This window comes from Azospirillum agricola (genome assembly GCF_020005195.1).
Taxonomy (GTDB): domain Bacteria; phylum Pseudomonadota; class Alphaproteobacteria; order Azospirillales; family Azospirillaceae; genus Azospirillum; species Azospirillum agricola.
This window is the reverse complement of the sequence record NZ_JAIFZR010000005.1, coordinates 758,412-772,192: the sequence shown is the minus strand read 5'-3', so window position 1 is coordinate 772,192 and position 13,781 is coordinate 758,412. Positions and strand designations below refer to the sequence as shown.

The 13,781-nt window shown below is 71.0% G+C and carries 11 protein-coding genes; 8 read left to right on the top strand and 3 right to left on the bottom strand.

What is annotated here, in order from left to right; translation table 11 throughout:
- The first annotated feature begins 26 nt into the window (after positions 1-26).
- The 4 genes from hemA to JN22_RS18570 all read left to right on the top strand — a co-directional run bounded on the left by hemA (position 27) and on the right by JN22_RS18570 (position 4,046).
- Complete coding sequence (gene hemA, locus JN22_RS18585; RefSeq protein WP_085555366.1) at positions 27-1,343, top strand: glutamyl-tRNA reductase; 1,317 nt, start codon at positions 27-29, stop codon at positions 1,341-1,343.
- Positions 1,318-2,391 carry a peptide chain release factor 1 gene (prfA, locus tag JN22_RS18580; protein ID WP_085555365.1) on the top strand — a complete coding sequence of 358 codons (1,074 nt, stop codon included), beginning with the start codon at positions 1,318-1,320 and terminating at the stop codon, positions 2,389-2,391. Before hemA ends, prfA begins: the two co-directional genes overlap by 26 nt.
- Before the next feature lie 83 nt (positions 2,392-2,474).
- Positions 2,475-3,326, top strand: a complete 852-nt coding sequence (gene prmC, locus JN22_RS18575; RefSeq protein ID WP_085555364.1) for a peptide chain release factor N(5)-glutamine methyltransferase — start codon at positions 2,475-2,477, stop codon at positions 3,324-3,326.
- Positions 3,327-3,596: 270 nt separating this feature from the next.
- Positions 3,597-4,046, top strand: a complete 450-nt coding sequence (locus JN22_RS18570) for a DUF4167 domain-containing protein (protein ID WP_085555363.1) — start codon at positions 3,597-3,599, stop codon at positions 4,044-4,046.
- 18 nt (positions 4,047-4,064) lie between these two features.
- On the opposite strand, the gene JN22_RS18565 is transcribed toward JN22_RS18570, so the two are convergent.
- On the bottom strand, positions 4,065-4,838 hold the full coding sequence (locus JN22_RS18565; protein ID WP_085555362.1) for an MOSC domain-containing protein: 774 nt from the start codon (positions 4,836-4,838) through the stop codon (positions 4,065-4,067).
- Positions 4,839-4,952: 114 nt separating this feature from the next.
- Positions 4,953-5,519: an NUDIX domain-containing protein gene (locus tag JN22_RS18560; RefSeq protein WP_085555361.1), complete on the bottom strand. Its 567-nt coding sequence runs from the start codon at positions 5,517-5,519 to the stop codon at positions 4,953-4,955.
- 286 nt (positions 5,520-5,805) lie between these two features.
- On the opposite strand from JN22_RS18560, the gene clpB reads away from it, so the two are divergent.
- The 4 genes from clpB to purH all read left to right on the top strand — a co-directional run bounded on the left by clpB (position 5,806) and on the right by purH (position 13,463).
- Positions 5,806-8,391, top strand: a complete 2,586-nt coding sequence (gene clpB, locus JN22_RS18555) for an ATP-dependent chaperone ClpB (RefSeq protein WP_085555360.1) — start codon at positions 5,806-5,808, stop codon at positions 8,389-8,391.
- 96 nt (positions 8,392-8,487) lie between these two features.
- Positions 8,488-9,786, top strand: a complete 1,299-nt coding sequence (locus JN22_RS18550; protein WP_085555359.1) for an RsmB/NOP family class I SAM-dependent RNA methyltransferase — start codon at positions 8,488-8,490, stop codon at positions 9,784-9,786.
- A gap of 133 nt (positions 9,787-9,919) precedes the next feature.
- Positions 9,920-11,572: a heparinase II/III family protein gene (locus tag JN22_RS18545; RefSeq protein ID WP_085555358.1), complete on the top strand. Its 1,653-nt coding sequence runs from the start codon at positions 9,920-9,922 to the stop codon at positions 11,570-11,572.
- Positions 11,573-11,858: 286 nt separating this feature from the next.
- The gene (gene purH, locus JN22_RS18540; RefSeq protein ID WP_085555357.1) at positions 11,859-13,463 is read left to right on the top strand and encodes a bifunctional phosphoribosylaminoimidazolecarboxamide formyltransferase/IMP cyclohydrolase; all 1,605 of its coding nucleotides are present in this window, start codon (positions 11,859-11,861) and stop codon (positions 13,461-13,463) included.
- Positions 13,464-13,532: 69 nt separating this feature from the next.
- Here the strand turns inward: purH and JN22_RS18535 are convergent, their stop codons facing one another.
- Positions 13,533-13,712 carry a hypothetical protein gene (locus tag JN22_RS18535; RefSeq protein WP_085555356.1) on the bottom strand — a complete coding sequence of 60 codons (180 nt, stop codon included), beginning with the start codon at positions 13,710-13,712 and terminating at the stop codon, positions 13,533-13,535.
- Positions 13,713-13,781: the final 69 nt, after the last annotated feature.

Below are 13,781 nucleotides of genomic sequence, written 5' to 3'. Positions count from 1 at the left end.
CGGGCAGGGACGAAACGACCACCGGCGTGACCACCACCTCCTACTTCGTCATCGGCGCCAGCCACCGCACCTGCTCCGGCGCGATCCGCGACGGTCTCGCGACCGACGAGGCGGAGGTGCCGGGCATGCTGGAGCGTCTGCGCGCCGCCGGGGTGACGCAGGCGGTGTGGCTCAGCACCTGCGACCGGGTCGAGGTGCAGGCCGTCCACGAACGCCCCAACGAGGCGGCGCTGGCCATCGCCGGGCTGATGGCCGAGCGGGTCGGGCTGCCGACGCCGGATCTCGGCGACCAGCTCTACACCCGCACCGGGCTCGACGCGGTGCGCCACCTGTTCGCGGTGGCCTGCTCGCTCGACAGCCAGATCGTCGGCGAGCCGCACATCCTGGGCCAGCTCAAGGCCGCCCACCGCACCGCCGCCGCCACCGGGCTGACCGGGCCGGAGCTGGAGGCGGCGATGCAGGCCGCCTACGCCGCCGCCAAGCGGGTGCGCAGCGAGACGCCGATCGCCGAGGGCGCCACCTCGCTGGCCGCCGCCGCCGTCCAGGTGGCGCGCGACCTGCACGGCAACCCGAAGCGTTGCAGCGCCCTGCTGATCGGGCTCGGCGACATGGGCACGCTGGTGCTCGATGGCTTGCGCGAGGCCGGTCTGCCGCGGCTGACCGTCACCGCCCCGGTGGACCGCCGGGCCGAGGCGGCGGCGCGGCGGCTCGACGGGCATTTCGCGCCCTGGGCGGATCTCGACTCCGCGCTGGCCGGGGCCGATATCGTGGTGACCGCGGCCGGGCTGGGGCGCTATATCCTGACCTCCGGGATGATGGAGGCGGCGTTGAAGCGCCGCCGCCGCCGCCCGGTGTTCGTGGTCGACGCCGCGATCCCGTCCGACGTCGAACCGGCGGTCGCCGGCATGGACGGCGCCTTCGTCTACGACCTCGCCGACCTGGAGCGGGTGGCCCTGAAGGGCCGCGTCGGGCGCGAGGCGGCGACCCAAGCCGCCTGGACCATCGTCGACGAGGCGCTGGCCGCCTTCGCCCGCGACCGCGCCGAGCGCGCCGCCGTGCCCGCCGTGGCGGCGTTGCGCGCGCATTTCGAGGCGGAGCGGCGGCGGCTGCTGGGCGACCATGGCGACCTCGACGCCGCCTCGGCGACGCGGCTGCTGGTGAACCGGCTGCTGCACGGGCCGTCGGAGGTGCTGCGGGCGCTGGCGGCCGACCATGACGGGGTTGGGTTGGCCGAACGGGCCGCGGCCGAACGGCTGTTGTTTCGCTTGTTCCGTCTGGACGGGACGAGCGCTGTGGAACGCGAAGAGGACGAGCGACGTGAGCCTGGACGAGAAGTTCAATAGGGTCGTGGCCCGCCACGACGAGCTGCGCGACGCGCTCGCCGCCGGTCTGGCGGAGTCGGGCGAGTTCGCCCGGCTGTCGAAGGAGTACGCCGACCTCACCCCGATCGCCGAGGCCATCGCCGAGCTGAAGAAGGTCAAGGCCGAGGCCGCCGACCTCGCCCAGATGATCGCCGACCCCGACGGCGACCCCGAGATGAAGGCGATGGCGGAGGAGGAGTTCCGCGACCTCTCCAAGCGCATCCCCGATTTCGAGCGGCGCGTCCAGGTCTCGCTGTTGCCCAAGGACGAGGCGGACGAGAAGAACGCCATCCTGGAGGTGCGCGCCGGCACCGGCGGCGACGAGGCGGCGCTGTTCGCCGCCGAACTGTTCGAGATGTACCGCCGCTACGCCGGCCTGCGCGGCTGGCGTTTCGAGGCGATGGACGTCAGCGAGACCGGCATCGGCGGTTACAAGGAGGCGACCGCCAACATCACCGGCCGCAACGTGTTCGCCCGGCTGAAGTTCGAATCGGGCGTCCACCGGGTGCAGCGCGTGCCGGCGACCGAGGCGCAGGGCCGCATCCACACCTCCGCCGCGACGGTGGCCGTGCTGCCGGAGGCCGAGGAGGTCGACATCCACATCGACGAGAAGGATCTGCGCATCGACGTGTTCCGCTCCTCGGGGCCCGGCGGCCAGTCGGTGAACACGACCGACAGCGCGGTGCGCATCACCCACCTGCCGACCGGGCTGGTCGTCAGCCAGCAGGACGAGAAGTCGCAGCACAAGAACAAGGCCAAGGCGCTGAAGGTGCTGCGCGCCCGGCTCTACGACCGCGAGCGCGCCGAGAAGGACGCCGCCCGCGCGGCGGACCGCAAGAGCCAGGTCGGCAGCGGCGACCGGTCGGAGCGCATCCGCACCTACAATTTCCCGCAGGGGCGGGTGACCGACCACCGCATCAACCTGACGCTCTACAAGATCGACAAGATGATGACCGGCGAGGCGCTCGACGAGTTCGTCGACGCGCTCGTCGCCGAAGACGAAGCCGCCCGGCTGGCGGAGCTGGGGTGAGCGATCGTCCTGGCGCCTTGTTCCCCTCCCCCGCTGGGCGGGGGAGGGGATTTGGTGTCGCAATGGGAAGGAACAGGCAAGCCATGACTCTCCACGCCCTGCGGCGGCTTGCCGAGGCGCGGTTGCGCGAGGCCGGCATCGACACGCCGGATCTCGACGCGCGCTACCTGCTGGAACACGCGCTGAACCTTACCCGGACCGACTTCATTACGAAATCGGAACAATCTGTTTCCGAAGCCGACACCGCCCGCGCCCTGGCCCTGATCGACCGCCGCGCGGCCCATGAGCCGGTCGGCCGCATCCTCGGCCATCGCGAGTTCTGGACCATCGACCTCGCCCTCAACCCCGACACGCTGGAGCCGCGTCCCGACACGGAAACCGTGGTCGAAGCCGTGCTGAAGGCGATCCCCGACAGGAATGCCAGTCTCCGCCTGCTCGATCTCGGAACCGGAACGGGCTGCATCCTGCTGGCGCTGCTGGCCGAACTGCCCAACGCCAGCGGCCTCGGCGTCGATCTCAGCCCGCTGGCGGTCGAGGCGGCGGCCGGCAACGCGGAGCGCAATCGGCTGGCCGCGCGGGCGCGCTTCCAGACCGGCGATTGGGGCAGCGGCATCGCGGACCGTTTCGACATCGTCGTCTCCAACCCGCCCTACATTCCGACGGCCGACATCGCCACGCTGGCCCCGGAGGTGCGGGAGCACGACCCGCGGCGCGCGCTCGATGGGGGCGCCGATGGTTTGGATCCCTATCGGATCATCGCGGCACAGTTGCCGGCGCTCCTGGTGCCCGGCGGGCTGGTCGCCGTCGAGGTGGGGCAGGGGCAAGCTCCGGATGTGGCCGATCTGTTCGCCGCACAGGGCATCGCGGACATAGCGCGGCTCCGCGATCTTGGTGGAATCGAACGATGTGTTCGGGGCCGGAACGACCGGGCATGATCCGGGTAACCCAAAAAAAAGGTTGGATTGCCGGGCGTTGGCGGTTAGTGTGCGGTACACGACCGCGAACATAAGGGATTGTGGGGTTCTTGGCCTCGGACCGCTTCTTTGCCGAGCGTTGACCACCACGCCCGCCGCACTTGCTGCGGACGCGTCGTTTGATCCCCGTGACTCATCCGTGGACGGTCTCCACGGCGGGCTTGGCGGCCGGGATGGCCGGCCGGGCGTTCCGGGGAATGCGCTTCTCTTGCATGGGGCCTTAAGAGCCGAATGAGACAGGGACCGAACTCCAGGCGTTCGCGCGGTCGTGGCAACAGCGGCGGGGGCGGTGGTGGCGGCGGCGGCGGTGGTGGCGGGGGCGGCAACGCCAACCGGCGCCAGAACGTTCCGCTGCGTCATCAGACCTTCGACAGCAACGGTCCGGACGTGCGCATCCGCGGCAACGCGTGGCAAGTCCAGGAGAAATACCAGGCGCTGGCGCGTGACGCGATGTCGTCGGGCGACCGGGTGCAGGCCGAGAACTATCTCCAGCACGCGGAGCACTATCTCCGCATCATCAACCAGATCCAGGAATCGGAAAACCGCCAGCGCGGCGGCCAGCCCGGCAGCAGCCATGCCCACGCGCAGGGCAGCCCGGCGGCCTCGTCCGAGGACGAGGATCAGCAGGGCGGCGAGGATGAGGCCGACGGCGCCGAGGAGCGGGCGGCGGTCAACGCCTGAGGGAGGAGACTCCCGGCTTTACCCCGCCTGTTCCGGTGACACCGGATCGCCGACGGCGATCCGGCCGCCGTGGACGACGCGGGCGCGCAGCGCGATCTGCGTGTGGCCATAGCCGCGCTCCATGAGCGGCAGCAGATTGAGATCGGTCGCTCCGCTGGCGGGATTGACGTCGTAGGCCGGTCGGCACTCGATCGCCTCGACGATGGTCAGCGTCGCGCCACCGACCGCGAGCGTCGTTCCGATCCAGGACCGTTCCACCCACGGATTCAGCCCGTCGATCAGCAGATTGGCCCGGAAGCGGCGCGGATCGACCGGCTGCTTGGCGATCCGTTCCTCCAGGTCGCGCAGGCTGGCGAGATTCAGCAGGACCAGCGACGGTTCCTCGCTGTCGCCGAAGGCGCCGCCGGGCGCCGTTTCGACCAGACGCGGCATGCCGGGCACGGTGCCGGCCAGATAGGCGGCGAAGAACTGCTCCAGCAGGGTGCGGCCCATCGGCTGGTCGAGCCTTCCGCGCGACACCTGCCGCCCGCCGCGCCGGACGATCAGCGAGTGGGTCGCCTCGTCGAACTCGGTGTCGAGCAGCGCCAGCTTCCCGGTGCGGTCCAGCGTGAAGAAATCGGACGGCGGGCGCCATCCCTTCGCGTCCGTGTCCAGGGCGGCCGGCCCATGCAGCAGCCCGTAACGGCGGTCGAGCGGAAGAGGCCGGCCGGGAGCCAGATCGGCGGCGGTCAGCTCTTGGCCGCTCAGCCCCTTCACGGGGTGGCGGCGAATGGCGGCGACGGTGGGGTTCATTGCACTGCACAATGAGTGGGTGGGATCGGCTCTGTCAACCGGTCCGATGGGCGGTCCGGCCGCTCCGCCCAACGCGCCGGTCCGGCGGGCGACCCCACCCCGTCCGGAACCGCGCTACCAGCGTGCGGCGGGCGGCTTGCCGCCGAGGAACTCCTCCAGCCGGCGGCGGGTCGCCGGACTCAGGTCGGCGGGCAGCCGGTCGACGGCAAAGAAGCGCGCCTCGACGATCTCCACCCCGTCGGCTTTCGGCGTGCCGCTCCAGCCGCGCACGACGAAGACCGTCACATGGTCGCTCGCCCCGTTGCGGAAGCGGGCGTAGATTCCCAACGGCGGCGTCTCGCCCTCCACCCTCAGCCCGACCTCCTCCCGCACCTCGCGGCGCATGGCCTCGGCCAGCGTCTCGCCCTTGCCGACGCCGCCGCCGGGCATGTGCCAGCCGCCGACGTAGCTGTGGCGGATCAGCAGGATCCGGGCGGCGGTCGGGTCGGATTCGTCGAGGATGAGGGCGCGCACCCCCATGGTCAGCGGCCGCGCGACCCGGTGCCACAGCCCACGGCCGATCCAGGCGAGCCGCAGCAGGGCGGCGAGCAGCGGGCGCGGCGCCGGCTTGGCGGCCGACGCTGTGGCCGCCGGGTCGGCCGCGTCGCGGGCCGTCTTGCGGGGGGTGGCGATGGCCGTCATGAACTCCCGTCCCTTGCCGTTCCCTGATGTGACCGCCGCGCAGTCTAGCGCCGGCGTCGGCGGCGCGTAAGTGATCCGATCGGCCGGGAATCCGGCGGGAAAGCGCCGGCGTCGGCTACCTCCTTCGGCCGGTCTGGCCCCCGCAAGCCCCCGTGTGGCCGATGGTCTTGCATGGCGTCGGCCGCTGCCTACATCTTTGGCAGCATCCTTGCGGATCGCACGTTTCATGTGGATCGGTACGACCGGGCTGCCTCGCGGACGGTCGGCGGAGATAAGGGAGCACGCCATGGATTTCGAGAAATACACCGAGCGCAGCCGCGGCTTCGTCCAGGCCGCGCAGACCCTCGCCACGCGTCGGGGCCACCAGCGCCTGACGCCCGAGCATCTGCTGAAGACCCTGCTCGACGACAAGGAGGGGCTGGCCGCCAACCTGATCCGCGCCGCCGGCGGCGACCCGGCGATGGCGCTCGCCTCCGTCGACGCCGAGCTGGACAAGCAGCCGAAGGTCGAGGGCAGCGGCGCCGGGCAGCTCTACCTCTCCCCCGAACTGTCGCGCGTCTTCGGCGAGGCCGAGACGATCGCGCAGAAGGCCGGCGACAGCTTCGTCACCGCCGAGCGCATCCTGCTGGCGCTCGCCATGGCCGACGGCACGCCCTCGGCCCGGCTGCTGAAGGCGGCCGGCGTCACCCCGCAGGGGCTCAACAGCGCCATCAACGACGTCCGCAAGGGCCGCACCGCCGACACGGCGAGCGCCGAGCAGGGCTATGACGCGCTGAAGAAATACGCGCGCGACCTGACCGCGTCGGCGCGCGAGGGCAAGCTCGACCCGGTCATCGGCCGCGACGAGGAGATCCGCCGCACGATCCAGGTGCTGGCGCGCCGCACCAAGAACAACCCGGTGCTGATCGGCGAGCCCGGCGTCGGCAAGACCGCCATCGTCGAGGGGCTGGCCCAGCGCATCGTCAAGGGCGACGTGCCGGAGGGGCTGAAGAACAAGAAGCTGCTGTCGCTCGACCTCGGCGCGCTGGTGGCCGGCGCCAAGTACCGTGGCGAGTTCGAGGAGCGGCTGAAGGCCGTCCTGTCGGAGATCCAGGCCGCCGCCGGCGAGATCGTCGTCTTCATCGACGAGCTGCACACGCTGGTCGGCGCCGGCAAGGCCGACGGCGCCATGGACGCCTCGAACATGCTGAAGCCGGCGCTGGCGCGCGGCGAGCTGCATTGCGTCGGCGCCACCACGCTCGACGAGTACCGCAAGCACATCGAGAAGGACGCTGCACTCGCCCGGCGCTTCCAGCCGGTCTTCGTGCCGGAGCCGACGGTGGAGGACACCATCTCCATCCTGCGCGGCCTGAAGGAGCGCTACGAACTCCACCACGCCGTGCGCATCACCGACGCCGCCATCGTCGCGGCGGCCACCCTGTCCAACCGCTACATCACCGACCGCTTCCTGCCCGACAAGGCCATCGACCTGATCGACGAGGCGGCCAGCCGCCTGCGCATGGCGGTGGACAGCAAGCCGGAGACCATCGACGAGCTGGACCGCCGAATCATCCAGCTCAAGATCGAGCGCGAGGCGCTGAAGCGCGAGTCCGACCAGGGCTCCAGGGACCGTCTCGGCAACCTGGAGCGCGAGCTGGCCGATCTGGAGCAGGAATCCGCCGCGCTGACCGCCAAGTGGCAAGCCGAGAAGGACCAGCTCCAGGGCGCGCAGAAGATCAAGGAGGACCTGGAGAAGGCCCGCACCGAGCTGGAGGCGGCGCAGCGCGACGGCAATTGGGGCCGCGCCGGCGAACTGGCCTACGGGGTCATCCCCGGCCTGGAGACCGCGCTGAAGGCCGCCGAGGAGCACGCCGCCAACCGCATGCTGAACGAGGAGGTGCGCGAGAGCGACATCGCCGGCGTCGTCAGCCGCTGGACCGGCGTGCCGGTCGACAAGATGCTGGCCGGCGAGCGCGAGAAGCTGCTGGCGATGGAAAGCCGCCTGCGCGGCCGGGTCATCGGCCAGGAGGAGGCCATCGTCGCCGTGTCCAACGCGGTGCGCCGGGCGCGCGCGGGCTTGCAGGACCCGAACCGGCCGATCGGCTCCTTCCTGTTCCTGGGTCCGACCGGCGTCGGCAAGACCGAGCTGACCAAGGCGCTGGCCGAGTTCCTGTTCGACGACGAGACCGCCATGGTCCGGCTCGACATGTCGGAATACATGGAGAAGCACTCGGTCGCCCGCATGATCGGCGCGCCTCCCGGCTATGTCGGCTATGAGGAGGGCGGGGCGCTGACCGAGGCGGTGCGCCGCCGGCCCTATCAGGTCGTGCTGTTCGACGAGGTGGAAAAGGCCCACCCGGACGTCTTCAACGTGCTGCTCCAGGTGCTCGACGACGGGCGGCTGACCGACGGGCAGGGGCGGACGGTGGATTTCCGCAACGTGGTCATCATCATGACCTCGAATCTCGGCTCGCAGGCCTTGGCCGACCAGCCGGAGGGCCAGGACAGCGCCGCCGTCCGCGACGAGGTGATGGAGGCGGTCCGTGCCCATTTCCGGCCGGAGTTCCTGAACCGCCTGGACGAGATCCTGCTGTTCCACCGGCTCGACCGCCGGCACATGGGCGGGATCGTCACCATCCAGCTCGGCCGCCTGACGAAGATGCTCGCCGAGCGCGACATCACCCTGGCGGTGGACGAGGCGGCGACGCAATGGCTGGCCGATGCCGGCTACGACCCGGTCTATGGCGCGCGCCCGCTGAAGCGGGTGATCCAGCGGTCGTTGCAGAACCCGCTGGCGACGATGATCCTGGAGGGCCGCGTCAAGGACGGCCAGACGGTCCAGGTTGGGGCCGCGGACGGTTCGTTGACCATCGACGGCGTGCCGATCGGCTGAACATTCCCTCTTCCGCCCCGTGGCAAGCGTTGCCACGGGGCGGAAGAGGATGATTGCGCCATCGACTCCCGCCGCCGGGCGCGCTAGATCAACGGAATGACCGACACCACCCTCGCCGCCCGCGGCGTCGCGCTCGACTTGCTGCGCGACGTGCTGCGCAAGTCCGTTCCCTTCGACGACGCGTTCGACGCGCACCCCGACCTCGCCGGGCTGGAGCCGCGCGACCGCGGCTTCGTCCGCCTGCTGGTCGCCACCGTGCTGCGCCGGCTGGGCCAGATCGACGAGCTGATCCAGGCCTGCCTTGCCAAGCCGGGCCTGCCCAAGGCGGCGATCCACGACATGCTGCGGCTGGGAACGGCGCAGCTCGTCTTCCTCAACACCCCCGCCCACGCCGCCGTCGACACGGCGGTGGAACTGGCCGCCGCGCGCAACGCCGCCCCCTACAAGGGGCTGATCAACGCCGTGCTGCGCCGCATCGGGCGCGAGGGGCCGGCGCTGGCCGCCCAGCAGGACGCCGGCCGGCTGAACACGCCGGACTGGATGTGGCTGTCCTGGCGCACCGCCTACGGCACGGCCAAGGCGCGCGGCATCGTCGAGGCGCATCTGCACGAGGCGCCGCTCGACCTCACGGTGAAGGACGACCCGGCCGGCTGGGCCGAGCGGCTGGAGGCGGCCCTGCTGCCGACCGGCTCGCTGCGCCGCGCCTCGGGCGGCTCCGTCACCGAGCTGCCGGGCTTCGACGAGGGCGCCTGGTGGGTGCAGGATCTGGCCGCCTCGCTGCCGGCCAAGCTGTTCGGCGACCTGCGCGGCAAGCGGGTGTTCGATCTCTGCGCCGCGCCCGGCGGCAAAACCGCGCAGCTCGTGGCGCAGGGGGCGAGCGTCACCGCGCTCGACCGTTCGGCCAAGCGGCTGGAGCGGGTGACCGAGAACCTCAAGCGCCTGCGGCTGGAGGCCGAGCTGGTCGCCACCGACGCCGCCACCTGGGAGCCGGAGGGCGGCCCGGCCGACGCGGTGCTGCTCGACGCGCCCTGCTCGGCGACCGGGGCGGTGCGCCGCCACCCCGACATCCTGCGCGTCAAGACGCCCGACGACATCGCCAAGCTGGCCAAGGCGCAGGGCCGCCTGCTGGCCCGCGCGGTCGATCTGGTCAAGCCGGGCGGCACGCTGGTCTACTGCACCTGCTCGATCCAGCCGGAGGAGGGCGAGGCGCAGATCTCCCGCCTGCTGGCCCGCGACGGGCGGGTCGAGCGCTGGCCGGTGACGCCCGCCGAGCTGGGTGGGTTGTCGGAACCGATCAACGAGAAGGGCGAGGTCCGCTCGCTGCCCGGCATGCTCGCCGATCTCGGCGGCATCGATGGTTTCTTTGTGGCACGGCTGCGACGACGGCCCGAATAAGACGTCATCGTCTTGCGGTGGCGGCGGTGAATTGATACGACAACAGTCATGCTTTCGCCTGCGCTCCCCCGCATCGTCATTTTGTCGCCCGCCGGCCCGTCCCGCCGTCCGCGGTCCTGAAGGAGTCCGGGCGATGGGTGACGGTTTCGGACGGCTGCGCGACGGGATGGCCCGGCTCGCCTATGGGAACCCGCTCTACGCGCTGATGCTGGGCGGCCGGGCGCCGGGCGCCCTGGCGGTCATCCCGCCCGATCCCTGGCCGGGCGACGCCGGCGACGGCTCCGCCATCCTCGCCGGGGTGCTGCGCTTCGCCGGGCAGGCGGTCGCCGTCGATCCCATCGGCGAGCCGAACTGGCGCCTGCCCGGCGCCAGCGCCGGCTGGCTGCGGGCGCTGCACGGCTTCGACTGGATGCGCGACCTGCGGGCGGTCGGCGGCGATATGGCGCGGCGGCGCGCCCGCGTGCTGGTCTGGTCCTGGCTCGACCACAACGGCGGCTGGAACGCCCAGAGCTGGGCGCCCGACATCCTGGGCGCTCGGGTCGCCAACTGGATCGGGCTGCATGATTTCTACTGCGCCTCGGCCGACGACGAGTTCCGCGCGCGGGTCTTCGAGAATCTCGCCCGGCAGGTCCGCCATCTCGGCCGCGTGCTGCCCGGCGCGCTCGACGGCGAGCGGCTGGTGGTGGCGCTCAAGGGGCTGGTCTATGGCGGCTTCTGCCTGCCCGACCACGAGAAGGCCGGCTACGAGGCGCTGCGCCTGCTCGACCGCGAGCTGCCCCGCCAGATCCTGCCCGACGGCGGCCATGTCGAGCGCAACCCCTCGGTCCAGCTGCGGGTGCTGCGCGACCTGATCGACATGCGCGCCGTCCTGCGAGTCGCCCGCGCCGAGGTGCCGGAATCGCTCCAGCACGCCATCGACCGGATGACCCCGGCGCTGCGCTTCTTCCGCCACGCCGACGGCGGGCTCGCCCTGTTCAACGGCGGGCGCGAGGAGGAGGCCGGGCTGGTCGACACCGTGCTGGCCCAGGCCGACGCCCGCGGCCGCCCGCTGAAGAGCGCGCCGCACACCGGCTTCGAGCGGCTGATCGCCGGGCGGACGCTGGCCCTGCTCGACACCGGGGCGCCGCCGGCTCCGGGGCTCGACCGCACCGCCCACGCCGGGATCCTCTCGATGGAGGTCTCCGTCGGCAAGGAGCGGCTGATCGTCAATTGCGGCAGCCACCCGTCGCAGCGCGGGCGCTGGCGCGCGGCGCTGGCCGGCTCGGCGGCGCATTCGACGGTGGTGATCGCCGACACCAACTCGGCCGAGGTGCTGGAAAACGGCGGGCTCGGCCGCCGCCCGTCGCATGTCGGCTGCGAGCGCCAGGAATCGGACGGCGCCGTGCTGGTCGTCGCCACCCACAACGGCTACAGCAAGGGCTTCGGCTTCCTGCACCGGCGGCGGGTCTATCTCGCCGACAACGGCGAGGATCTGCGCGGCGAGGACACGCTGGAGCCGGTGATCGGCGCCACCCCGACCGGCCAGCCCTTCGCCATCCGCTTCCACCTGCACCCGCAGGTGCAGCCGGCCCTGATCCAGGGCGGCGCGCAGGTCGAACTGCGGCTGCCCAGCGGCAACGTCTGGCGGATGCGGGCGACCGGGGCGGTGCTGGAACTGGCCGAGAGCATCTACATGGGCAGCGGCGACGAGCCGCGCCGGACCAGCCAGATCGTGATGCAGGGGCATAGCGGACCCGAGGGCATCACGGTGAAATGGGCCTTGCGCCGCGAACGCAAGGCGGCGTAAATCCCGCCCATCCGCGGTGGCCGGACCCGCTTGCTTCCGTGAGTGGGGTTTGGGACACGGATGAACACGGATTGGGCACGGACGGACACGGATTTTTCTATCTGTGTTTATCTGTGTTCATCTGTGTCGAATCTCTGTTCGGAAAAGCAGGATCTGACACAGATGAACACAGATAAACACAGATGAATTTTTGATCCGTGTCCGTCCGTGCTTTTCTTCATCCTGTTCATCCGTGTCCTTCGGGCTTTCCGCGTCTGGACAACGCAAACCCGATCAGGATCACGCCATGAGCCCGCCGAAAGCCAACCACGCCCCCGCCCCCGACAAGGTCCGCATCGCCCGCGCGCTGATTTCCGTGTCCGACAAGACCGGTCTGGTGGCGCTGGGGCAGGCGCTGGCCGCCAAGGGCGTCGAGATCCTGTCGACCGGCGGTTCGGCCCAGCGCCTCGCCGAGGCCGGCGTGCCGGTCAAGGAGGTCTCCGACCACACCGGCTTCCCGGAGATCATGGACGGCCGCGTCAAGACGCTGCACCCGCGCGTCCATGGCGGCATCCTGGCCCGCCGCGACATCCACGCCGACGCGATGGCGCAGCACGACATCCCGCCGATCGATCTGGTCGTCGTCAACCTCTACCCCTTCGAGGCGACGGTCGCCAAGGGCGCCGACTACGACGACTGCGTCGAGAACATCGACATCGGCGGGCCGGCGATGATCCGCGCCGCCGCCAAGAACCACGACTTCGTCACCATCGTCACCGAGCCGTCGGACTATGAGGCGGTGATGGACGAACTGGCGACCCACGACGGCTGCGTCACGCTGGGGCTGCGCCGCAAGCTGGCCCAGCGCGCCTACGCCCGCACCGCCGCCTACGACGCCGCCATCTCCACCTGGCTGGCCGGCGAGCTGGACGAGACCTTCCCGCCGCGCGTCACCCTGTCGGGCTCGCTGGCGCAGACCCTGCGCTACGGCGAGAACCCGCACCAGCAGGCCGCCTTCTACGTCACCGGCGACCAGCGCCCCGGTGTCGCGACCGCCGTCCAGCTCCAGGGCAAGGAGTTGTCCTACAACAACCTGAACGACACCGACGCCGCCTTCGAGCTGGTCGCCGAGTTCGAGCAGCCGGCCGTCGCCATCATCAAGCACGCCAACCCCTGCGGCGTCGCCCAGGGCACCAGCCTGCTCGACGCCTACCGTTCGGCCCTGCTGTGCGACCCGGTCAGCGCCTTCGGCGGCATCATCGCGGTGAACCGTTCGCTCGACGCCGCGACGGCCGAGGAGATTTCCAAGCTGTTCGCCGAGGTGGTGATCGCCCCGGACGCCGACGACGCGGCCCGCGCCCTGCTGGCGACCAAGAAGAACCTGCGCGTTCTGCTGACCAAGGACGTGCCGAACCCGGCCGACGCCGGCATGATGGTCAAGCAGCTGTCGGGCGGCTTCCTGTTGCAGAACCGCGATTCCGGCCGCGTCAACCCGGCCGAGCTGAAGGTCGTCACCAAGCGCGCGCCGACCGAGCAGGAGCTGGCCGACCTGCTCTTCGCCTTCCGCGTCGCCAAGCACGTCAAGTCGAACGCCATCGTCTACGCCAAGAACGGCGCCACGGTCGGCGTCGGCGCCGGCCAGATGAGCCGCGTCGACAGCGCCCGCATCGCCGCCATCAAGTCGGCCGAGGCCGCCAAGGCCGCCGGTCTGGCCGAGCCGCTGACCAAGGGCTCGGTGGTGGCGTCGGACGCCTTCTTCCCCTTCGCCGACGGCCTGCTGGCGGCGGCGGAAGCCGGCGTCACGGCGGTGATCCAGCCGGGCGGCTCGATCCGCGACGCCGACGTCATCGCGGCGGCGGACGAGAAGGGGCTGGCGATGGTGCTGACCGGGATGCGCCACTTCCGGCACTGATCGGTCGTTTCCGGTCCCTAAACCCTCTCCCGCCCCGGGAGAGGGATTATTTGGTTGTTCACCGGTTCGTCAGCGCTTGCGGGCGAAGCGGCCCCAGGGCAGCAGCGGCAGCGTGGCCAGTCTTCGCAGGCGGGCCGCCTCCGCCTCTTCCGATGACGCGGCTTCCCCGCCGGGCGAATCCTTCTCCGCCTTCTCGTTCAACGCCTCGTTGATGCGGGCGAACGCTTCGATGTCCTTGATGTGCAGCATGGCTCGTGCCTCTCGGCCTCGAAATTGTGCAGTGCAACAACCGCGAGGGTAACAGGATCCGGCCTGGAA